Source organism: Aeromonas sp. R2-1, from assembly GCF_040908425.1.
Taxonomy (GTDB): domain Bacteria; phylum Pseudomonadota; class Gammaproteobacteria; order Enterobacterales; family Aeromonadaceae; genus Aeromonas; species Aeromonas caviae.
Map to the genome: position 1 here is coordinate 160444 of NZ_JBFODR010000055.1, position 21022 is coordinate 181465.

At 63.9% G+C, this 21022-nt stretch carries 18 protein-coding genes; 11 read left to right on the forward strand and 7 right to left on the reverse strand.

Annotated features, from left to right (window positions below; genetic code table 11):
• Nucleotides 1-33 precede the first annotated feature (33 nt).
• Complete coding sequence (locus AB5Y80_RS20660; protein ID WP_277856610.1) at nt 34-2193, forward strand: AsmA family protein; 2160 nt, start codon at nt 34-36, stop codon at nt 2191-2193.
• Nucleotides 2194-2332: 139 nt separating this feature from the next.
• Nucleotides 2333-3067: an SDR family oxidoreductase gene (locus tag AB5Y80_RS20665; protein WP_274799090.1), complete on the forward strand. Its 735-nt coding sequence runs from the start codon at nt 2333-2335 to the stop codon at nt 3065-3067.
• A 56-nt stretch (nt 3068-3123) separates the two neighbouring features.
• Here the strand turns inward: AB5Y80_RS20665 and glnE are convergent, their stop codons facing one another.
• The 3 genes from glnE to AB5Y80_RS20680 all read right to left on the reverse strand — a co-directional run bounded on the left by glnE (nt 3124) and on the right by AB5Y80_RS20680 (nt 7931).
• Nucleotides 3124-5997 carry a bifunctional [glutamate--ammonia ligase]-adenylyl-L-tyrosine phosphorylase/[glutamate--ammonia-ligase] adenylyltransferase gene (glnE, locus tag AB5Y80_RS20670; RefSeq protein ID WP_254052362.1) on the reverse strand — a complete coding sequence of 958 codons (2874 nt, stop codon included), beginning with the start codon at nt 5995-5997 and terminating at the stop codon, nt 3124-3126.
• Nucleotides 5998-6132: 135 nt separating this feature from the next.
• Nucleotides 6133-6573 carry a GNAT family N-acetyltransferase gene (locus AB5Y80_RS20675; protein ID WP_010675667.1) on the reverse strand — a complete coding sequence of 147 codons (441 nt, stop codon included), beginning with the start codon at nt 6571-6573 and terminating at the stop codon, nt 6133-6135.
• Nucleotides 6574-6680: 107 nt separating this feature from the next.
• Nucleotides 6681-7931 carry a methyl-accepting chemotaxis protein gene (locus AB5Y80_RS20680; RefSeq protein WP_010675666.1) on the reverse strand — a complete coding sequence of 417 codons (1251 nt, stop codon included), beginning with the start codon at nt 7929-7931 and terminating at the stop codon, nt 6681-6683.
• 100 nt (nt 7932-8031) lie between these two features.
• Here AB5Y80_RS20680 and AB5Y80_RS20685 point away from each other — a divergent pair, with 100 nt between their 5' ends.
• From AB5Y80_RS20685 to AB5Y80_RS20725, 9 genes are all read left to right on the forward strand, one after another.
• Nucleotides 8032-8784 (forward strand): potassium channel family protein, encoded by a 753-nt coding sequence (locus tag AB5Y80_RS20685; RefSeq protein ID WP_202016183.1) that lies wholly within the window; start codon nt 8032-8034, stop codon nt 8782-8784.
• A 152-nt stretch (nt 8785-8936) separates the two neighbouring features.
• The gene (locus AB5Y80_RS20690; RefSeq protein WP_368173472.1) at nt 8937-9542 is read left to right on the forward strand and encodes a TIGR04211 family SH3 domain-containing protein; all 606 of its coding nucleotides are present in this window, start codon (nt 8937-8939) and stop codon (nt 9540-9542) included.
• A 165-nt stretch (nt 9543-9707) separates the two neighbouring features.
• Nucleotides 9708-10487, forward strand: a complete 780-nt coding sequence (gene nudC / locus AB5Y80_RS20695; RefSeq protein ID WP_039040550.1) for an NAD(+) diphosphatase — start codon at nt 9708-9710, stop codon at nt 10485-10487.
• 139 nt (nt 10488-10626) lie between these two features.
• On the forward strand, nt 10627-11694 hold the full coding sequence (gene hemE / locus AB5Y80_RS20700; protein ID WP_368173473.1) for a uroporphyrinogen decarboxylase: 1068 nt from the start codon (nt 10627-10629) through the stop codon (nt 11692-11694).
• A gap of 151 nt (nt 11695-11845) precedes the next feature.
• Complete coding sequence (locus tag AB5Y80_RS20705) at nt 11846-12775, forward strand: ROK family protein (protein WP_042864937.1); 930 nt, start codon at nt 11846-11848, stop codon at nt 12773-12775.
• Between the two features lie 50 nt (nt 12776-12825).
• The gene (epd, locus tag AB5Y80_RS20710; RefSeq protein ID WP_041211676.1) at nt 12826-13836 is read left to right on the forward strand and encodes an erythrose-4-phosphate dehydrogenase; all 1011 of its coding nucleotides are present in this window, start codon (nt 12826-12828) and stop codon (nt 13834-13836) included.
• Nucleotides 13837-13902: 66 nt separating this feature from the next.
• Nucleotides 13903-15066, forward strand: a complete 1164-nt coding sequence (locus tag AB5Y80_RS20715; RefSeq protein ID WP_010675659.1) for a phosphoglycerate kinase — start codon at nt 13903-13905, stop codon at nt 15064-15066.
• A gap of 115 nt (nt 15067-15181) precedes the next feature.
• On the forward strand, nt 15182-16261 hold the full coding sequence (fbaA, locus tag AB5Y80_RS20720) for a class II fructose-bisphosphate aldolase (protein ID WP_010675658.1): 1080 nt from the start codon (nt 15182-15184) through the stop codon (nt 16259-16261).
• Between the two features lie 153 nt (nt 16262-16414).
• The gene (locus tag AB5Y80_RS20725) at nt 16415-17716 is read left to right on the forward strand and encodes an NAD(P)/FAD-dependent oxidoreductase (protein WP_368173474.1); all 1302 of its coding nucleotides are present in this window, start codon (nt 16415-16417) and stop codon (nt 17714-17716) included.
• An 18-nt stretch (nt 17717-17734) separates the two neighbouring features.
• On the opposite strand, the gene AB5Y80_RS20730 is transcribed toward AB5Y80_RS20725, so the two are convergent.
• From AB5Y80_RS20730 to cutA, 4 genes are all read right to left on the reverse strand, one after another.
• Nucleotides 17735-18160, reverse strand: coding sequence for a hypothetical protein (locus AB5Y80_RS20730; protein ID WP_010675656.1), 426 nt, complete (start codon nt 18158-18160; stop codon nt 17735-17737).
• A gap of 86 nt (nt 18161-18246) precedes the next feature.
• Complete coding sequence (locus AB5Y80_RS20735; RefSeq protein ID WP_050498250.1) at nt 18247-18699, reverse strand: GNAT family N-acetyltransferase; 453 nt, start codon at nt 18697-18699, stop codon at nt 18247-18249.
• Nucleotides 18700-18762: 63 nt separating this feature from the next.
• Nucleotides 18763-20541, reverse strand: coding sequence for a protein-disulfide reductase DsbD (locus AB5Y80_RS20740; protein ID WP_368173475.1), 1779 nt, complete (start codon nt 20539-20541; stop codon nt 18763-18765).
• Nucleotides 20538-20855 (reverse strand): divalent-cation tolerance protein CutA, encoded by a 318-nt coding sequence (cutA, locus tag AB5Y80_RS20745; RefSeq protein ID WP_270829705.1) that lies wholly within the window; start codon nt 20853-20855, stop codon nt 20538-20540. The genes AB5Y80_RS20740 and cutA overlap by 4 nt, the downstream gene beginning before the upstream one ends.
• Nucleotides 20856-21022 lie beyond the last annotated feature (167 nt).

Sequence of the window (21022 nt, forward strand, 5' to 3'; positions counted from 1 at the left end):
TCAGCCACAAGATCCGCATTCAAGGAGTCCATCGTGAAGAAGATCATCTACATCCTGCTGGGGTTGGCGCTGGCGGCCGTGGTGGCCATCGCCGCCCTGGTGTCTCTCATCGATCCCAACCAGTTCAAGCCCCAGCTGGCGGAGCAGGTGCGCAAGAGCACCGGCCGCGAGCTGGTGATACAAGGGGATATCGGCTGGCGTTTCTGGCCGAGCCTCGGCCTCTCCCTCGAGCAGGTGGCGCTGCGCAACCCCGCCGGTTTCGCCGAGCCCGACCTGGTGCGATTCGAGCAGGGTGAGGCCTCGGTAGGCTTGCTGCCGCTGCTCTCCCACCGGCTTGAGATCGGCAAGGTGACCCTGAGCGGCGCCCATCTCTTTATCCAGACCAAGGCTGACGGCAGTTCCAACCTGAGGGATCTGCTCAAGGCCTCCGCCGACCCCAAGGGGGAGGCGACGACCTCCGAGCCCGCCGCAACGACGCCCCCAGCCGCCAGTGACAAACAGCCCTGGCAGATCAGCCTGCAAGGCATCGCGCTGGTGGATGCCAGCGCCTTGGTGCGGGACGACCGCAGCGGTACCGTCTCCCGGCTCGACAGGCTGGATCTCGATCTGGGGCAGTTGACCCCGGGGGAGTGGGTACCGGTGACCCTGGCGGCCAAGGGGGCACAGGGGGATCTGGCGTTTGATCTCAAAGGGTCGGCCCAGCTCAAGCTGGCGTCCGATGCCAGCCGCAGCGAGCTGAAAGATGTCGCACTGGCGGGGAGCCTGAGCGAACCGACCCAGCGGCTGGATGCTTTCTCCCTCAAGGCCGATCGGCTGGCATTGGGGGAGTGGAGCAGTCTGAGCCTTAGCCTCAGCGGGGCACAGGGGGCGGCAGACAAGCCGACCCTGGCCGGTACGCTGGAGGGGACCCTCAAGGCGCGCCTCGATGAAAACCGGCAACTGCTGGAGATATCGGATGCCGTGCTGGCCGCCAAGCTGAGCGGTGATGCCCTGCCGCGCCCGCAGATGCAGCTCAAGCTCGCTGGCTTTGCCCGCGCGGAGCTCGACAAGCAGAGCGTCGCCCTCAGCAACCTGGTGCTGGGAGCGGACGATACCCTGCTGAGCGGCAGCGGCGCCGTTCGTCTGGGGGCCGTACCCAAAGTGGACTTTGACCTCAAGGGGGACAAGCTCGATCTCGACGCCTGGCTCGGTCAACCGGCCAAGGCTGCACCTGTGGCCGCCACCTCGGGAGCGGCTGCACCGGCCGGAGCAAAGGAGCAGGCTGCGGCGCCTGCCAACAGGGCGCTCTCCACGGTAGAGCCTGATCTGACCGCCCTCAAGGCGGTGGACCTGGCTGGCCGCCTGCAACTGGGCAGCCTGCGCCTCAAGGGGCTGGATCTGAGCGCCGTCGATCTGCAACTGGCCCTGGCCGGTGGTCAGCTCACCCTCAAGCAGTTCAGTGCCGGGGTGGCCGGCGGCCAGGTGACCGCCAGCGGCGTGCTCGATGCCCGTCAGCAGCCGGCCCGCTATCAGGTGCACAAGCGGGTGCAGGGGGTCGATGTGCGGCCCCTGCTGCAGACCCTGGCCCAGACCGACCTGCTGGAAGGCAAGGGGGATCTGGAGGTCGAGGTGCAGGGTAGCGGTCTTTCCGAGCAGGCGCTGCGCAGCCGGATGCAGGGCCAGGTGAAGCTCAAGTTGAACGATGGCGCCCTGCACGGCATCAACCTGGCGGAGATGATCCGTGAGGCGCGGGCCACCCTGACCGGCAAGGGGGCGGATCAGGTGAAGGAGGTGCGCAAGACCGATTTCAGCGCCCTCACCGCCAGCTTCCAGATTGCCAACGGGATTGCCAGGAGCGACGACATCCAGCTCTTTGCCCCCGCCCTGCGAGTGAAGGGGCAGGGCCAGACTGCTCTGGTGCCGGAGACCCTCGACTTCCTGTTCCTCACCTCCGTGGTGGAGAGCAGCAAGGGGCAGGGGGGCAAGACGGTGGACGAGCTCAAGGACATCACCATACCGGTGCGCATCGGCGGCCACTGGCAGGCGCCGAGCTACAAGCTTGACGTGAAGGAGCTGCTCAGCAACAACAAGGTGCTAGAGGAGAAGGCCCGCAAGGAGGCCGAGCGCGGTCTCAAGAAGCTGCTGGGTGACAAGGCCGACAACGAAGGGGTGAAGGGGGTGGCGGACCAGCTGCTCAAGGGCCTGTTCAAATAGCCAGCCTCCCGTTGTTGTCATCAAGAGCCCGCCCCGTGCGGGCTCTTTGCTGTGGTGCCGGGCGTTACGGAACGAGGTGTGGTCGGCAACATGAGGTACTATGCGAAACAGTCTTCGAAACCGGGAGCCAGGAGGGTTCATGAACAAACGGGTGCTGATCACCGGCGGTGGCAGAGGTATCGGGGCCGCGACAGCCCGCTATCTGGCGGCGCAGGGTTACCATCTCTGTCTCAACTATCGTCAGGACAGGGCGTCCGCCGAGGCGGTGGTGGCCGAGATCCTGGCCACCCATCCGGTCGAGTGCATCGCGGTGCAGGCCGATGTCAGCGTGGAGGCCGAGGTGGTGCGCCTGTTCGGGGAGATGGACGCGCGGCTCGGCCCCGTCACTCATCTGGTGAACAACGCCGGCAGGTTGCAGCCCCAGATGCGGGTGCTGGAGATGAGCGCCGAGCGCATCAACCAGACCCTGACCACCAATGTCACCAGCTGCTTTCTCTGCTGCCGCGAGGCGGTGCGCCGCATGACGGCGGGGGGCGCCATCGTCAACGTCTCTTCCGCCGCTGCCAGGCTGGGCTCCCCCGGGGAGTACGTGGATTATGCCGCCGCCAAGGGGGCCGTCGACGTGCTGACCAAGGGGCTGTCGCTGGAGCTGGCGGCTCAGGGGATCCGGGTCAACGGGGTGCGCCCGGGTTTCATCTACACCGACATGCATGCCGACGGCGGCGAGCCCGGCCGGGTGGACAGGATCAAGGGGGCCATTCCGCTGCAACGGGGCGGCGAACCCCGTGAGGTGGCGGCCGCCATCGCCTGGCTGCTGTCGGACGAGGCCTCCTATGCCACCGGCACCTTTATCGATGTGGCAGGCGGGCGCTAGGTCATCTTCAACAAGCCTTTCGTCAACGAGAAGGGGCGCCATGGCGCCCCTTCTGTTTATTCTCCCAGCAGCTGTTGCCAGACCGCCAGCACATGGCCCCGCTCTCGCGGCAACTGATCGTCCCCCACCTTGCGGGAGATCTCCGAGAGGTTGAGGCGATGGCCGAGGTTGCGGATCTCCAGATAGGCCTGCTTGAGCCCCTCTGCCTGCTCCAGTGTGAGCACTCCCGCCATCACGCACTCATCGAAGATGCGCACATTGTCTGACCAGCGGGTGAGGGCGTCCGGCTCACCGCAGGCATGGGCCAGCACCAGGTACTGGGCGATGAACTCGATGTCCACCATGCCACCGGGGGACTGCTTGAGATCGAACTCTCCCTCTCCCGCCTTGAGCAGGTGATCCCGCATCTTCTGGCGCATCTCCCGCACTTCGCGGGCCAGGGTGGGCAGATCCCGCTCCTTGGCCAGCACGTCGCGGCGGATGCGGGCAAATTCGGCGACCACGGCATCATCGCCATAGATGGGACGGGCTCGCACCAGAGCCTGATGCTCCCAGGTCCAGGCTTCCTGCTGCTGGTACTGCTCATAGGCCGACAGCGATGAGACCAGCAGGCCTGAGTCGCCGGAGGGGCGCAGCCGCATGTCGATCTCGTAGAGGATGCCGGACGGAGTGCGGGTGCTGAACAGATGCAGGATCCGCTGGGCCAGGCGCAGGTAGAACTGGCGGCTGTCGATGGGCTTGCGGCCATCGGTGTAACTATTGGGGTCGCCGCCGTGCAGGAACACCAGATCGAGATCCGAGCCGTAGCCGAGTTCGATGCCCCCCAGCTTGCCGTAGGCCACCACCGCAAAGCCGCGCTGGCCGCTCACCGCCACCTCGGGCGGCACCCCGTAGCGTTCGCTCATCTGGGCCCACGCCTGATTGACCACCTCCTCGGTGATCGCCTCCGCCAGCCAGGTGAGGTGGTCGCTCACCTTCATCAGCGGCAGGGCGCCGGCGATGTCGGCGGCGACGATGCGCAGGAGCTGCACCTGCTTGAACTGGCGCAGCGCCTCCATCTGCTGCTCCACGTCCTCCTCGGGGATGCGCAGCAGGAACTGGCGCAGCTGGGGCTTGTACTGATCCAGCGGGGTGGGGTGGTAGAGGTGCTGGGGATCCAGCAGCTCGTCCAGCAGGATGGGGTAGCGGGCCAGCTGCTCGCTCACCAGGTTGCTCTCGTCACACAGGCGCACCAGCTGGCGCAGGGCGGCGGGGTTTTCCGCCAGCAGTTGCAGATAGGCGCTGCGGGTGAAGATGCGGGTCAGCAGGGTGCAGACCCGCTCGAACAGGCGGGCGGGCTCGCGGCTCGCCACCACCAGCCGCAGCAGCTCCGGCATCAGCCAGTCCAGGGCGATGCGCCCCTGGGGCCCTACCTGACGGCGCTTGTACTCCTCCTTGAAACGCAGCAGAGCGGCGCAGAGGGGGGCGGGCTCCACCACTCCCTGCGTGGTCAGCAGTTTTTCCAGCTCGGCGGCGTCGAGCTCGGTGCGCCAGAGATCGAGCCAGAGCTGTTCCAGGTGGGCGGGGGCCTCCTTCTCTTCCCCCACCACGGCGACGAACTCCTGATGGACGGCGGCCATCTCCTCATCGAGGTGGGCCATGAAGGCGTCCCAGTCGGTAAAGCCGAGGGTGGCGATGAGCCGCTGGCGATCCCGCTCCTCGGTGGGCAGGGTCTGGGTCTGCTGATCGCCGATCTCCTGCAAGATGTTTTCCACCCGGCGCAGGAAGCGATAGGCGGTGAGCAGGCGTTCGCACTGGCTCCCCTCCAGGGCACCCCCCTGGGCGATGGCGGCCAGCGCCTCGGGCAGGTGGCGTACCCGCAGGGCGGGCTCGCGCCCGCCACGGATGAGTTGCAGCGCCTGGGCGATGAACTCCACCTCGCGAATGCCCCCGGCCCCCAGCTTGATGTTGCCCTCCAGTCCCTTGCGGCGCACCTCGGCGGCGATCATCGCCTTCATCTGGCGCAGGCCGTCGATGACGCCGAAGTCGATATAGCGGCGGAACACGAAGGGGCGCAGCAGTTCGGTCAGGGCCATGGCGTGTTCGCACTGGGGGCCCAGCACCCGTGCCTTGACCATGGCGTAGCGCTCCCAGTTGCGGCCGTGATGCTGGTAGTAGTCCTCCATGGCGGCGAAGGAGATGGCGAGCGGCCCCGCATCGCCAAAGGGGCGCAGCCGCATGTCGACCCGGAACACCTGACCATCCTGGGTGGGCTGGTGGAGGGCGTTGATGAGACGCTGCCCCAGCTTGATGAAGAACTGCTGGTTGGCGAGCTCCCGCCGCCCGCCAACGGTGTAGCCGTTCTCGGGGAAGGTGAAGATAAGGTCGATGTCCGAGGAGAAGTTGAGCTCGCCGCCGCCGAGCTTGCCCATCCCGAGGATGAGCAGCGGCTGGGGGTTGCCATCGCCGTCCATGGGGGTGCCCAGCTCGCTGCACTGTTTGGCGTAGAGCCAGTCGCGGGCTCCACAGATGAGGGCATCCGCCAGCTTGGTGAGATGGATGAAGCTCTCTTCGACCTCGGACTCCCCGAGCAGCTCGCGCCAGGCTATCACCAGCATGCGGCTGCGGCGGAACTGGCGCAGGATGCGCTTGAGCGCCTCCTCGTCCGCGACCTCGGCGAGCAGGGCTGCGAGTTCAGGTTCATAGGCGGGCCAGCGCTCGGCCCGGGTCAGTGCGTCCGATGCCAAGGTCTCGGCCAGCAGCCCCGGTTGCTTGATGAGGGAGTCAGCGACAAAGTCGGAGAGGCCGAGCAGGGTCAGCAGGGTCTGGCGGGTGGGCTCGGGCAGTGCGTCATACTGGGGCGCCAGGGCGAGCAGCCGCTGCCAGTGGCGCAGGGCCTGCTCCTGCAACAAGGGAGAGAAGGCGGAGAAAGAGGGAGAGTGCTGGGCCACGGTTGCCATCCTTGTGGTTGACGAGTCTGCAGGGAGAGTGAAATGCCGGCTGCCAATCTAGCACTCCCGGGCGCTGGCGTCACAGCGCCGCTGCCCGGAAGGTGATCCGGCGACGGATCTGGCGATCGGCCGGGCTCAGGGACGCCGGTAGATCTCGGGGTCGTAGATTTCCATCAGGCTGCCGGGGCTTCTCGGCGGAACAAAACCGAAGCCGGCGTAGAGGCCGTGGGCATCGGAGGTGGCGAGAGAGAGACGGCGCAGCCCTTGCAGCTCCGGGTGGGCGAGGATGGCTGCCACCAGGGCCTTGCTGTGGCCGCGCCCGCGATGTTCGGGCAGCACGAAGACGTCGGCGAGATAACCGAAGGTGGCCTTGTCGGTGATGACCCGGGCGAAGGCGACCTGCTGGCCGTCGAGATAGGCTCCGAAGCACAGGGAGTGGTTGATGGCCCGCTGCAGGGTGGCGAGGGGAATGCCGAGGCACCAGTAGGCCTCTTCACTGAGGAAACGGTGAATGAGCGGGACGTCGAGGCGCCCCTTGTCGTCGCTTATCTCAAGCGCACGTTCTGTGGTCTGCATCCTGGCTCCTTGCCGTGATGAAAAAAGAAAGGCCCCTAAGGGGGCCTTCCAGTGTACTCAAATCACGACCTCAGGCCAGCCTGAAGGTTTGACGATGGGCGCCAGCATCAGGCCAGCTTGAAGGCCTGGATATGGCTGTCCAGCGTCTGGCTGTGGTGTTCCACCAGTTCGGAGGCATCTTTCAGCTCCCGCAGCACCACGACGGAGCCTTCCACCACCTGTTTGACCTGCTCCAGGTTGGCATTCATCTCCTCGGCCACCGAGCTCTGCTGCTCGGAGGCGGCGGCGATCTGGCGGTTCATGTCGGCCACTCCCTGCACCCGCTGCACTATGGTGTCGAGCTGGGTACCTGCCTGGGTCACCTGCTCCACCCCCTTGTCCGCCTGCTGCACGCTCTCGGCCATCAGGCCGACGGCCTGGCGGGCGTTGCCCTGAAGCTGCTCGATCATCTTCTGGATCTCGACGGTGGCCGCCTGGGCACGGTTCGCGAGTTCGCGCACCTCGGAGGCGACCACGGCAAAACCGCGACCCGCCTCACCGGCGCGGGCGGCCTCGATGGCGGCGTTCAGGGCCAGCAGGTTGGTCTGCTCGGAGATGCTGCGGATGGTGTCCACCACGGAGCCGATGCGATCGACCCCGTGCTCCACTTCGTTGACCACGGTGGAGGAGCGCTGGATGTTGCCGGAGAGAGTGTCGATGGTGTTGACGGTAGCCGCCACGCAGCGGCTGCCCTCCTCGGCCAGCTGGCTGGTTTCGGCGGTGGCGTGGGACGCCTGCTCCGCGTGGTTGGCCACTTCTCGAATGGCACCGACCATCTGGCTCATGGCGCTGGCAAGCTGCTCAATCTGGGTGAACTCCTCGTTGATGGCCTCGTTCGCCTCATCCATACAGAGAGTCACCTGGGAGGCGATCTCGTTGAGCTCCTTGCAGGCGGCACGCTGGGTCCCGAACACCTCCTTGAGGTTCTCCTGGGAGTGGGCCACCGCCTTGGCGATGTCGCCGAACTCGTCCCGGGACTTGAGCAGCACGCTGTGGCTGAGATCCTTGTTGGCGAAACGCTCCAGCAGCCCCACCAGGTAGTGGACCTGCTTGACCATGAGGCGGGAGCCGGTGAGCAGCAGCACCACGAAGACGACCCCCATGAGCGCCGTCTCCACCAGCCCGGTCCAGAGCAGGCGATCGGCGATGGTGTTGGCCATGGCGGCATCAATGCCCTCGCTGAGCAGGGTCGCTTCCAGGTTGCTGGCATCGAACCAGAGTTTGGCCAGCAGCAGCAGGGTGCTGAACACCATGAGCAGCACCACCTTGGGCACCAGTCGGATGTTGCTCATGCGCCTCTCCAGCGGGTTCAACTGCATAATTTTTCTCCTTTCAACGTCCATTATTCCTTTGCCGTCATAGCTATCGGCATTATCTTCCTTTTTATTAATTTGCACCGTGCTTAAAGTTGGAAAATGTATGCGACATCACTTAACTCATTTGCGTACCATGGATCTGCTGATGGGGTTTCTCTCCGTGATTTCGGTCTGCCTGGTGGCTGCTCGCTGGCTGGGGCACGGTGAACTGAGCCCCCAGACTTTGCAGCTCTTTTATGATGTCGACAGTCTGATCTGCTACTTCTTCCTCGCTCACTTCGCCTATGGCTGGGCGCGCGCCTCCGACAGGATCGCTTTCTTCAAGAGCAACTGGTTCTATCTGCCCGGCAGCCTGCCCATGGTGGAACAACTGCGCTGGGCGCGGCTCATCCAGCTGTGGCGGGTCTACCAGTTGCTCCGGGACAGACCGGATCTGCTGGCCATGTTCCGTCGTGAACGCAACGAAACCACCCTCTCCGGCATTCTCTTCCTCTTCTTCCTGTTGCTGGGGGTCGGCTCCGGCGTCATGTACTGGCTGGAAACGGGGCAACCCGGCAGCCAGATCCAGACTCCTTACGATGCCTTCTGGTGGACGCTGGTGACCCTCTCTACCGTGGGGTACGGGGATCTGGTGCCCAAGACGGAGGAGGGGCGCTTCGTCGCCAGCCTGCTGATCCTCTTTGGTGTGGGGTTGTTTGGCGCCCTCAGCGGCTTCATGGCCAGCCTGTTCGTCCATCCCGGCAAGACCAACGACGACACCGCGGTGTGGCGACGCCAACAGAGCGAACAGCAGGCGCAACTGCTCAAAGAGCTCAAGGCCCTGCGCGCCGAGGTGCAGGCGCTGAAACAGAAGTAGGTACGACGTCTGGAATGGTCGCGTCGTAAACCGGCGGCGCTGCGAGACAGCTCTCACTCGGGGAGATGGCGCTTTTCTTTGCTTGTCCTTTGACCCGCAGGCGGCTTAACATTCGGCCTGCAACCTAATCCAACGAAGAGAATCGATCGACCATGCGCGCCCTTCTCGGGATCCTGATCTGCTTGTGTGCCCAACAGGCACTGGCCGATACCCGCTATGTTTCAGACAACATCTTTACCTATATCCACAACGGTCCGGGTACCCAGTACCGGATCCTCGGCAGCGTCAAGGCCGGTGAGCCGCTGGAGGTCAAGGCGGTGAACCAGGAGGCCGGATTCACCCAGGTGGTGGACGGTCGTGGCCGCGAGGGCTGGATCAAGAACAGCGAGCTGCAGGGAGAGATCAGCCTGCGTGAACGCCTTCCCCAGGTTCAGAAAGAGCTGGACGAAGCCAAGGTCCGTCTGCTGAACCTCAATGGCGACAACGAGAAACGCTTCGCCGAGAAGGATGGCAAGATCGCCGAGCAGAGCAAGGAGATCGCCAGCCTCAAAGCCCGTCTGGACAGCCAGAGCGCCGAGATGAGCAGCCTCAAGGAACAGAACGACGCCCTGACCCAGAGCTATGACAACCGTGAGCACGACATGCAGATGGACTGGTTCATCCGCGGTGGTGCCATGGTGGGGGGCGGCATCCTGCTCGGGATCCTCCTGCCCATGCTCCCGCGCCGTCGCAAGAGCAGCGAGCGCTGGATGAACTGATCGCCCCGGCGGTCAACAGGATGAAAGGTCGCCAGAGGCGGCCTTTTTTCATGGTGTGTCTGGCGAGAAGAGGGCCATGTCGGGGGTCGCCATCGGCCCTTCCCGCTCGTAAGATGAGGCGAACGATCCTGTGCCGCGCGCATTCTCAACAAGAGCCTTCATCATATGTCATCAACTGAACAGGCCTTCTGGTTCGTGCTGGGGGGCGATCACCTCGTCCTGCTGGATGAACAGGGGCGTATTCCACAAGGGGCCCGCGCCGTTTTGCCCACCCATCTGCACACAGCCCCCTTCGAGCGCTTCGACGAGTGGGACGGCCTGCCTTGCCATCTGCTGGATCTGGGGGCGGAGGCGGAGACCGGGGCCATGGCCCCGCTGCGCCAGCTCATGGTGGCGGGGGACGAAGAGGGCTTTCGCCTCGCAGGACGGGCCTGGCAGCTCGCCACTTTTCGCCGAACCCATCGTTTCTGCGGTGAGTGCGGCGCCCCCATGACCCCGAGGGAAGGGGAGTGGGCCCAGGGGTGTCATCATGGCCATGTCGTCTATCCGCGCATCTCCCCCTGCATCATCGTCGCTGTGCGCAAGGGGCCGGCCATCTTGCTGGCAGCCCACCGCCGTCACTATCAGGCGGATGATCCCATGTATACCGTGCTGGCCGGCTTCGTGGAGGCAGGGGAGAATCTGGAGCAGTGCGTGGCGCGGGAGGTGTTCGAGGAGAGCGGCATCCGGGTGACCAATGTGCGTTACGTGGCGAGCCAGCCCTGGCCCTTCCCCCACAGCCTGATGATGGGCTTCACCGCCGACTACGAGAGCGGCGAGATCCGGGTGCAGGATGACGAACTGGTGGCGGCAGGCTTTTTTGAGGCTGACCGGCTGCCGCGCTTGCCCCCTCATGGCACCATAGCGCGTCGGCTCATCGAACAGTGCCTCGCCGAGGCGCGTTGAGGGAAAACGGGGGCGCTTGTATGCGCCCCCTCACATCTTTGCACTCCTGCGGCGATGTGCGGCGTCAGGGTCGCCCTCAGCCTTGCACAAAGTGGTATCATGTCCGCCATTTTATGCGTGACATGACTCAGGAACTGGGATGAAAGAGCTGAAGAACGATCGATACCTGCGTGCCCTGCTGCGCCAGGAAGTGGACATGACCCCGGTATGGATGATGCGTCAGGCTGGCCGTTATCTGCCGGAATACAAGGCGACCCGCGCCGTTGCGGGGGATTTCATGTCCCTGTGTCGCAACGCCGAGCTGGCCTGTGAAGTCACCTTGCAGCCCCTGCGCCGCTATCCACTCGATGCCGCCATTCTCTTCTCCGACATCCTGACCGTGCCCGATGCCATGGGGCTGGGCCTCTACTTCGAGCACGGGGAAGGCCCGCGCTTCGAGCGCCCGATCACCTCCATGGCCGCCGTGCAGGCCCTGCCCATCCCGGATCCGGAAGACGAGCTCGGCTACGTGATGAATGCGGTGCGCACCATCCGCCGCGAGCTCAAGGGCGACGTGCCGCTCATCGGCTTCTCCGGCAGCCCCTGGACCCTGGCCACCTACATGGTGGAGGGGGGCAGCTCCAAGGCGTTCACCAAGATCAAGCAGATGATGTATGCAGAGCCGCAGACCCTGCACCTGCTGCTCGACAAGCTGGCGGACAGCGTGATTAGCTATCTCAACGCCCAGATCAGGGCGGGTGCCCAGGCGGTCATGGTGTTCGATACCTGGGGCGGCGTGCTCACCCCGCGGGATTACCGCGATTTCTCCCTGCAGTACATGCACAAGATCGTCGATGGCCTGATCCGTGAACATGAGGGTCGCCGTGTGCCGGTCACCCTGTTCACCAAGAACGGCGGCCAGTGGCTGGAGCAGATCGCCGCCACCGGCTGCGATGCGTTGGGGCTGGACTGGACCACCGACATCGCGGACGCCAAACGCCGGGTCGGCGACAAGGTGGCGCTGCAGGGCAACATGGACCCCTCCATGCTCTACGCCACCCCGGAGCGGATCCGCGAAGAGGTCGCCACCATTCTGGCCGGTTTCGGTCATGGCAACGGCCATGTCTTCAACCTGGGGCACGGCATCCATCAGGATGTGGACCCGGAACACGCTGGCGTGTTCGTCAACGCGGTGCATGAGCTCTCCGCCCGGTACCACGGTCGCTGAGCGCGGCAAACAGCGTGATGAACGGGGCCTGCGGGCCCCGTTTTGCTGTCCGTGACACAGGGGGCTACATCCTGGTCGCGGCTCGGGTTACACTGCACCCCCATGTTGGCAGTCGTGGCCGGGATGGGGTCGTTGAGGGGCAGGAGGCTGGATGGAGAAGCGGGCGTGGGATTGGGGCATCGACCTTGGCGGGACCAAGTGCGAGTGCGTGGTGCTCGATGGCGACGAGGTGCTGCTGCGCCACCGCATTCCCACTGAACGGCACGGCGGCTACCAGCACATGCTGGGCCAGATCGCCAAACTGGTGGACGAGTGTGCCGCCAAACTCGGTCAGCGTCCTGCACTCATCGGCATGGGGACGCCGGGGGCCCGGGACCCCCAGACCGGGCTGCTGAAAAACAGCAACACCACCGAGTTCAACGGCAAGCCGCTCAAGGAAGATCTGGAGCGCAGGCTGGGCGTCCCCGTGCTCATCGCCAACGACGCCAACTGTTTCGCCCTGGCGGAAACCCATCTGGGGGCGGTGCGCCAGCAGCATCCCGATGCAAAAGTGGTGTTTGGCATCATCATGGGCACCGGGGTCGGGGCCGGCATCGTCATCAACGGCCAGATCCTCAACGGTCACCACGGCATCGCCGGGGAGTGGGGGCACAACGTCCTGTTGCCGGAGGGGCCAGAGTGCTACTGCGGCAAGCGCGGCTGCGTCGAAACCCTCATCAGCGGCCCGGCGCTGGAGGCCTGGTACGAGGCCAGGACCAAACGCCGCCTCTCGCTCGCCCAGATTGCTGCGGCCAGTGCCCATGATCATGTCGCCAGGCTCACCATGGACAGGTTGCACCTGCTGTTCGGCCAGGCCCTCGCCAACGTGATCAATATTCTCGATCCGGACGTCATCGTCATCGGTGGCGGCGTGGGCAATGTGCAGAGCCTCTATCGCGCCGGGCGCGAAACGGTATTGCCCTTCCTGTTCAACCCCCGCTTCGCCACCCCCATGATAGCGCCGGCCCTGGGGGACAGCGCCGGTGTATTCGGTGCCGCACTGCTGGCCCGCGGCGTCTTTCGCGAGGCACTGCTCTCGTGAGTCGCCCCTTCCTCCCATCCCTTTGTCGCAGCTAAGGACACAACGTTTCCATGATCAAGATTGCCATCAACGGCTATGGCCGCATCGGCCGCAACGTGCTGCGGGCCCTCTACGAGAGCGGCCGCGACAAGACCATCAAGATAGTGGCCATCAACGAGCTGGCGGCCCCCGAGGCCATGGTGCACCTGACCCGCTTCGACACCAGTCACGGCCGGTTCCGCTATCCGGTGCAGCTGGCGGGCAACAGCATGCAGGTGGGGGAGGATCTCATCGCCCTGTTTGCCGAGCGGGATCCGTCGAACTTGCCGTGGCGGGCGCTGGGGGTGGACGTGGTGCTGGACTGCACCGGGGTGTTTGGCTCCCGGGCCGATGCCGAGCTGCATCTGGGGGCGGGAGCGGGCAAGGTGCTCTTCTCCCATCCGGCGGACGCGGATGTGGACGCCACCATCGTCTACGGGGTCAACCACCAGGTGCTGACCGGGCGGGAGCGGATCGTCTCCAACGCCTCCTGCACCACCAACTGCGTGGTCCCCGTCATCGAAACATTGCATCGAGAATTCGAGATAAATTGTGGTACTATTACGACAATTCATTCGGCCATGCACGATCAGCAAGTCATCGATGCCTATCACGGCGACTTGCGCAGAACCCGGGCAGCCAGCCAGTCCATCATCCCGGTGGACACCAAGCTGGCAAAGGGGTTGGAACGTATCCTTCCCCACTTCGCCGGCAAGTTCGAGGCGATCGCGGTGCGGGTACCCACCATCAATGTAACCGCCATGGATCTGAGCATTACTGTTCGTAAAAAAGTGACAGTTAGTGACGTAAATCAAGCCCTGCAACGGGCATCCAGAGGTACATTACACGGTATTCTGGACTACACGGAAGAGCCACTGGTCTCCGTAGACTTTAATCATGATGCACACTCCTGCATCATTGATGGTACCCAGACCCGGGTCAGCGATGCCAACCTCGTCAAGATGTTGATGTGGTGCGATAACGAATGGGGCTTCGCCAACCGCATGCTGGATACCACCCGGGCCATGATGGCCGCAGGCTGAAAGTCTGCACCGGGCGCAAGGTTACTGTTTTTTTAACATTACCTGAAAATATATAGAGGACTGAATATGTCTGTTATCAAGATGACCGACCTGGATCTGGCGGGCAAACGCGTTCTGATCCGTGCTGACCTGAACGTGCCGGTAAAAGACGGCAAGGTCACTTCCGATGCACGTATCGTTGCGACTCTGCCGACCATCAAGCTGGCTCTGGAAAAGGGCGCCAAGCTGATGATCACCTCCCACCTGGGTCGTCCGACCGAGGGTGAATACAACGAAGAATTCTCCCTGGCTCCGGTTGTCAACTATCTGAAAGACGCACTGTCCTGCCCGGTTCGTCTGGCCAAAGACTACCTGGATGGCGTAGACGTCGCCGCCGGTGAGCTGGTTGTGCTGGAAAACTGCCGTTTCAACAAAGGCGAGAAGAAGAACACCATCGATCTGGCCAAAAAATACGCCGCCCTGTGTGACGTCTTTGTAATGGATGCGTTCGGTACTGCTCACCGTGCCGAAGGCTCCACCTACGGTGTGGCCCAGTTCGCGCCGGTTGCCTGTGCAGGCCCCCTGCTGGCCGGTGAACTGGAAGCCCTGGGCAAAGCCATGCTGAAGCCCGAGCGCCCCATGGTTGCCATCGTGGGTGGCTCCAAGGTCTCCACCAAGCTGACCGTACTCGAATCCCTCTCCAAGATCGCTGACCAGCTGGTGGTCGGTGGTGGCATCGCCAACACCTTCATCGCTGCTGCCGGTCACAACGTCGGCAAGTCCCTGTGCGAGCACGACCTGATCGACACCGCCAAGAAGCTGGCTGCCGAAACCAACATTCCGGTGACCACCGACGTGGTTGTGGGTAGCGAATTCTCCGAATCCACCCCGGCCACCATCAAGTCCGTGTCCGACGTGACTGACGGCGACATGATCTTCGACATCGGTCCGGATTCCGCCAAGGCCCTGGCCGACATCATCATGAACGCCAAGACCATCCTGTGGAACGGCCCGGTCGGCGTGTTCGAGTTCGACCAGTTCGCTGAAGGCACCAAGGTGATCGCCGAAGCCATCGCCGCTTCCCCGGCCTTCTCCATCGCTGGCGGTGGTGACACCCTGGCTGCCATCGACAAGTTCGGCATCGCCGACAAGGTCTCCTACATCTCCACCGGCGGCGGCGCCTTCCTGGAGTTCGTAGAAGGCAAGGTACTGCCGGCTGTCGCGATTCTCGAAGAGCGCGCCAAAGCCTAATTGACCCGGGACGGGGGGCAAAAGCCTCCCGTTTCGTTTATCATGTGGCCGCTGTGCCGGTTCATGATGAACCCCCCACTTTTTATTAACGGCATACGAGACAGGACGATTAAACATGTCTAAGAAAATTTTCGACTTCGTAAAACCCGGCGTGATCACTGGTGATGACGTTCAGAAAGTGTTCGCCATCGCCAAGGAAAACGGCTTCGCTCTGCCGGCCGTCAACTGCGTCGGTACCGACTCCGTGAACGCCGTGCTGGAAGCTGCTGCCAAGGTCAAAGCCCCGGTTATCGTACAGTTCTCCAACGGTGGTGCCGTGTTCACCGCCGGCAAGGGTCTGAAGCTGGAAGGCCAGCAAGCTGCCATCCTGGGTGCCATCTCCGGTGCCAAGCACGTGCACGCCGTTGCCGAAGCCTACGGTGTGCCGGTGATCCTGCACACCGACCACGCCGCCAAGAAGCTGCTGCCGTGGATCGACGGTCTGCTGGATGCCGGTGAGAAGCACTTCGCCGAAACCGGCAAGCCGCTGTTCTCCTCCCACATGCTGGATCTGTCCGAAGAGTCTCTGGAAGAGAACATCGACATCTGCTGCGAGTACCTGACCCGCATGGCCAAGATGAACATGACTCTGGAGCTGGAACTGGGCTGCACCGGCGGTGAAGAAGACGGCGTGGACAACAGCCACCTGGACCAATCCTCCCTGTACACCCAGCCGGAAGACGTGGCCTACGCCTACGAGCGTCTGTCCAAGATCAGCCCGCGCTTCACCATCGCTGCCTCCTTCGGCAACGTGCACGGTGTGTACAAGCCGGGTAACGTCAAGCTGACTCCGAAGATCCTGGACAACTCCCAGAAGTACGTCTCCGAGAAGTTCGGTCTGCCTGCCAAGTCCCTGGACTTCGTGTTCCACGGTGGCTCCGGCTCTACCCTGGAAGAGATCCGCGAATCCATCTCCTACGGCGTGGTGAAGATGAACATCGACACCGACACCCAGTGGGCGACCTGGGAAGGCGTGCTGAACTTCTACAAGTCCAACGAAGCCTACCTGCAAGGCCAGCTGGGCAACCCGGAAGGTGCCGACAAGCCGAACAAGAAGTTCTACGATCCGCGCGTATGGCTGCGTGCCGGTCAGACTTCCATGATCGCGCGTCTGGAGAAGGCCTTCTCCGACCTGAACGCCATCGACGTACTGTAATTCGCAGCACCTTGATTGCATGAAAAGGCGCCCTTCGGGGCGCCTTTTGCATTTCTGTGATCCTGACGGGCTGGATTGGGGATGGGGGGCTGAGTATTATCGATGACACCCGTTTAATTTAGTAAACGAATGCAACCAGGCAGGATGCTGAGCATGCAGACAGGAAGACAGGGACATCAGGAACACACGGCCTCCTATTACGCGGCCACTCGCAACGACCATCGGCAGTGGCCCGAGCTCAGTGGTGAGCTGGATGCGGACGTCTGCGTCATCGGTGGCGGTTTCACCGGCCTCAACACCGCCATCAACCTGGCCGATGCCGGCTACAAGGTGGTGCTGCTGGAGGCGAACCGCATTGGTTGGGGAGCGTCGGGGCGCAACGGCGGCCAGCTGATCCGCGGCATCGGCCACGATACCAGCCAGTTTGCCCGCTGGATTGGCGAAGCGGGCGTGCGGGAGCTGGATCTCATGGGGATCGAAGCGGTGCAGCTGGTGCGCGAGCGGGTCGAGCGTTTCAATATCGAGTGCGATCTCACCTGGGGCTATTGCGATCTTGCCACCAAGGCGCGCCACCTGAAGGGGTTCGAGGAGGATGCCGAGCACCTGGCTAGCCTGGGTTACCGGCACGCACTGAAAATGGTGGCGCGGGAGGAGATGCACACCGTGGTCGGGTCGGATCGCTATATCGGCGGGATGATCGACATGGGCTCCGGTCACCTGCATCCTCTCAACCTGGCTCTCGGCGAAGCGCGTGCGGCAGCCAGTCTCGGGGTCTCCCTGTTCGAACACTCAAGGGTGACCCACATCGACTACGGCGAGCGGGTCGAGGTGACCACGGCCCACGGCCGGGTCAGCGCGGACTACCTGGTGATCGGCTGCAACGCTTACCTGGGCGACCTCCAGCCCGATCTCGGGGGCAAGGTGCTGCCGGCGGGCTCCTACATTCTCGCCACCCAGGTGCTGGAGAAGCGCCTGCGCCAGCGCTTGCTGCCACAGAACATGGCGGTGTGCGATCAGAATGTGGCGCTCGACTACTATCGGCTGTCGGCGGACGGTCGCCTGCTGTTCGGCGGGGCCTGCAACTACTCGGGAAGGGATCCCCGCGATATCAAGGCCTTCATGCTGCCCAAGATGCTGCGGGTCTTCCCCGAGCTGGCTGGCACCGCCATCGAGTTTCAGTGGGGCGGGATGATCGGGATTGGCGCCAACCGGCTGCCCCAGATAGGCCGCCTCGAGCAGCATCCCAACGTCTTCTATGCCCAGGCCTATTCGGGCCATGGCCTCAATGCCACCCACATGGCGGGCAAGCTGGTGGCGGAGGCGATCAAGGGGGAGAGCCGGGGCTTCGATCTCTTCAGCCGCGTCCCTCACATGACCTTCCCGGGTGGCCCGGCGTTGCGCTCTCCGCTGCTGGCGCTCGGGATGCTCTGGTATCGGTTGAAGGATCTGCTCTAGGGGGAGGGGGGCTCGGGATTATCCCTGCTGCGTCGCGTCTGGCTCGGCCAGGCGCCAGCCCTGCTCCGTCTTCATCATCCAGACCTGGGTCTCCTGCGCCAGGGCCTGGCCTGCCTCGAAGTCGCCATATTTGCGCTCGAGCTCCATCAGCCCCATCTCCTGCTGGAAGGGGCCGGCCCTGTCATAGACGAGATCCTCGTCGTGCAGCACCTGCAACTGATCCAGTCCCTGCTTGAAGTGGAGCTGGTAGCTCACCTTGACCAGATAGACCCCCTCCATCCGCTCCTCCTTGCCGAGCACGGCGAAGTCGCGGATGTCGAACAGGTCAGCATCTGTGCCCGCCTGCAACCTGGCGGTGACCTGGCTTTGGATGGTCTCTTCACCGGGACCTGCGTTGCAGCCATAAAGCCAGAGGGCCAGCAGGGGGATGAACCACTTTTTCATCAAAACTCCGGATGATGCGAGACAGGAGGGGCAAAGTTTGCCACGGTACGGGCCAGATACAAGGGATAGCCAGAAAAATCAGCAGTCTATGGGAGGTCCGAGGGAAGGGGACGGCGAACGATGCAGGTCATGACCAGGGTATCGCCGCTGAACCCGGCGATCTGTTTGCGATCTACTTGCTGGAAGCCGTGCTTGGTCCAAAAATGCAGGGCTGGCAGGTTGGTTTCTATGACCCCGAGCCGCATGTTGGTGCAACCCCAGTTTGCCGCCATCTCCATGAGCCGTAGGACGACTTGGCTGCCGATGCCACGGCCTTGCCTGCACTCCTTCAACAGCAGCAGACCGAGATAGGCGGTATCCGGTGTGGGATAGCCACGGATGAGATCGACGCAGCCAAGCAATTCTTCGCCCTCCAGCACGGCCAGCACAAACTTGTCCTCTTGCCCCATCCCCGGTGGACAGACCTTGAGTATCTCTTCGGCATCCGCAGGGGCAGGCCCCTTGCTTTCGGTCAGCCAGCTGTAGGCTGGGGCTGCCATGACAACTTCCTCCAGCCAGCCCCTGTGCTCTGGGTGAAACGCTGACAGACGCCGAAGCTCCATCTAGCGCAGCTTGTCCAGCTGGCCGAGAAATTCGGCAGGCCCCATGAAGCCGGTCACCCGCTGGCCGTTCACCTCGTTGCCATCGCGATCGAAGAAGAGGAGTGTCGGCAATCCCAGCACGTTGAGGCCGTTGAGCAGATCCACGTCGGCGTCGTCGTTGGCGGTGACGTCCGCCTGCAGCAGCACCATCTCGCCGAAGCGCGCCTGCACATCGGGGTCGCTGAAGGTCTTGTGCTCGAACTCCTTGCAGGCCACGCACCAGTCGGCGTAGAGATCCAGCAGCACCGGCTTGCCGCGGGCGGCGGCAAGCTGCACCTTGAGATCGTCCAGGGTCTTGATGCGGTTGAATCGGGGGGCCTGGGTCTGGGCGGCGGCATTGGCCCCCTCGGGTGGCAGCAGCAGATCCTTGCCCACCACCACCAGACCCATCATCGCCAGAAGCAGGACGAAGCCGCCGAGGCTCTTGCCCACCGAATGGGCGCGATGCTGGTTGTGGTGATAGAGATAACCGCACAGCACCAGCCCCCAGCCGAGCCAGAGCAGGGTGGACATCTGGTCGCTCAGGAGCCTTGAGAGCAGCAGGATGGGTACCGCCAGCAGCGCAAACCCGAAGAGTTGCTTGATCACATCCATCCAGGCGCCGGCCCTGGGCAGCAGCTTGCCGCCAGAGGTGCCGAGCAAGAGCAGCGGCAGCCCCATGCCCAGGGAGAGGGCATAGAGGGCCGCACCGCCGAGCCAGAGATCGCCACTCTGGGCCACGTAGATAAGGGCCCCTGAGAGTGGCGCTGTGGTGCAGGGGGAGCAGACCAGTCCCGAGATCATGCCCATGATGGCGACGCCGGCCACGGATCCGCCCTGCTGGCGGTTGGAGAAGCCCGAGAGACGGGTTTGCAGGCTGCTCGGCAGTTGCAGGGTGTAGAGCCCGAACATGGAGAGGGCGAGCAGCACGAACATCACCGAGAGGCCGATGAGCACATAGGGGTGTTGAAGGGCCGCCTGGAATTGCAGGCCCGCCGAGGCGACGACGAGCCCGAGCAGGGTATAGGTGACCGCCATCCCCTGCACATAGACAAAGGAGAGCAGGAAGGCGCGACGGGTGGAGAGGCGATGCCCGGCCCCGGCGATGATCCCGGTCAGGATGGGATACATGGGGAAGACGCAGGGGGTGAAGGCGAGGCCCAGACCCAGAGCGAAGAAGGCGGCGACGCTGATCCAGAACCCCTGGCTGCCGAGGGCGGCCGCCAGCCTGTCCTGCTGGCTGCCCGGCACGTCGGTGCCCTGAAGGGGGGCCGCCGCTTCCGCCCGGGCGGGGGCGGCGAGGGGCTCGACGGCGATCCGCTTGTCGGTCGGTGGGTAGCAGAGTCCCTCGGTGCAGCCCTGGTAACTCAGGGTGAGGCTGGCCGCGTCCCCGACCCGGGTCAGCGCCACGGGGATCTGCACCTCCTGGTAATAGACCCGGCTCTTGCCGAAGAAGTCATCCTCGTGCTCGGTGCCGGGGGGCAGGACGGGCTCGTCAAAGGCGAGGTTCTCTCCCTTCACACGGATGCTGTGGCGATAGAGGTAGTAGCCGTCGGCGATGCGTATCCGGAGCAGCAGCCGATCACCCTGTTGTTCGCTCTCGAGGGCGAAGGCCTGATCCACCTTGAGGAATCTGGGCTGGGTCTCGATGCCGAGGCTGCCGAGCAGATCCTGGCTGCTGGCCCGGGCGGGGGCCGTCGTCAGGACACAGAGCAGGCCCAGCAGCATCAACAGGAAGGAGAGGGGGCGAGAGGCGGTCATGAGGTCTCCTGTGTCAACCAGTCGAGATAGGCAGGGTGGCCCTTGCTTGCCGGGAGCGCCAGGATCTCCGGTACCTCGTAGGGATGGTGGGCGAGAATGCACTGGCGCAGGGGTTCGAACAGAGCGGCCCGACTCTTGATGACGAGCTGGATCTCCCGGGTTCGCTCCGTCTTGCCCTGCCAGCGATAGACGGAGGTAACCCCGGGCAGCTGGTTGATGCAGGCGGCGAGGCGCTGGTCGAGCAGCTGCTCGCAGAGGCGGTCTGCACTGGTCTCGTCGGGGCAGGTGCAGAGCACCAGAATGGCGTCGGTCATAGGGATGGACGGTCTCGGCAACGGGGCGCACGGGCCCCCTGGATCAGCCGCTACTATACCGGGCCGGGGGGCAAATAGCACCCGGCCCCCCGCACCCGGAATAAGTCATGCGCCCGAGATGGACGCTGTGAAAAGGACAGGGCAGAATGAGCGGGCTTGTTCCAATT

Excerpts from the sequence above, each read along its gene's own strand:
- AB5Y80_RS20740 (WP_368173475.1), bottom strand. The coding sequence starts at position 20,541 with ATGACCGCCTCTCGCCCCCTCTCCTTCCTGTTGATGCTGCTGGGCCTG.
- AB5Y80_RS20680 (WP_010675666.1), bottom strand. The coding sequence starts at position 7,931 with ATGCAGTTGAACCCGCTGGAGAGGCGCATGAGCAACATCCGACTGGTG.
- epd (WP_041211676.1), top strand. The coding sequence starts at position 12,826 with ATGATCAAGATTGCCATCAACGGCTATGGCCGCATCGGCCGCAACGTG.
- AB5Y80_RS20690 (WP_368173472.1), top strand. The coding sequence starts at position 8,937 with ATGCGCGCCCTTCTCGGGATCCTGATCTGCTTGTGTGCCCAACAGGCA.
- AB5Y80_RS20730 (WP_010675656.1), bottom strand. The coding sequence starts at position 18,160 with ATGAAAAAGTGGTTCATCCCCCTGCTGGCCCTCTGGCTTTATGGCTGC.
- hemE (WP_368173473.1), top strand. The coding sequence starts at position 10,627 with ATGAAAGAGCTGAAGAACGATCGATACCTGCGTGCCCTGCTGCGCCAG.
- AB5Y80_RS20725 (WP_368173474.1), top strand. The coding sequence starts at position 16,415 with ATGCAGACAGGAAGACAGGGACATCAGGAACACACGGCCTCCTATTAC.
- AB5Y80_RS20715 (WP_010675659.1), top strand. The coding sequence starts at position 13,903 with ATGTCTGTTATCAAGATGACCGACCTGGATCTGGCGGGCAAACGCGTT.
- AB5Y80_RS20735 (WP_050498250.1), bottom strand. The coding sequence starts at position 18,699 with ATGGCAGCCCCAGCCTACAGCTGGCTGACCGAAAGCAAGGGGCCTGCC.
- AB5Y80_RS20675 (WP_010675667.1), bottom strand. The coding sequence starts at position 6,573 with ATGCAGACCACAGAACGTGCGCTTGAGATAAGCGACGACAAGGGGCGC.
- AB5Y80_RS20705 (WP_042864937.1), top strand. The coding sequence starts at position 11,846 with ATGGAGAAGCGGGCGTGGGATTGGGGCATCGACCTTGGCGGGACCAAG.
- cutA (WP_270829705.1), bottom strand. The coding sequence starts at position 20,855 with ATGACCGACGCCATTCTGGTGCTCTGCACCTGCCCCGACGAGACCAGT.
- AB5Y80_RS20685 (WP_202016183.1), top strand. The coding sequence starts at position 8,032 with ATGCGACATCACTTAACTCATTTGCGTACCATGGATCTGCTGATGGGG.
- AB5Y80_RS20665 (WP_274799090.1), top strand. The coding sequence starts at position 2,333 with ATGAACAAACGGGTGCTGATCACCGGCGGTGGCAGAGGTATCGGGGCC.
- nudC (WP_039040550.1), top strand. The coding sequence starts at position 9,708 with ATGTCATCAACTGAACAGGCCTTCTGGTTCGTGCTGGGGGGCGATCAC.
- fbaA (WP_010675658.1), top strand. The coding sequence starts at position 15,182 with ATGTCTAAGAAAATTTTCGACTTCGTAAAACCCGGCGTGATCACTGGT.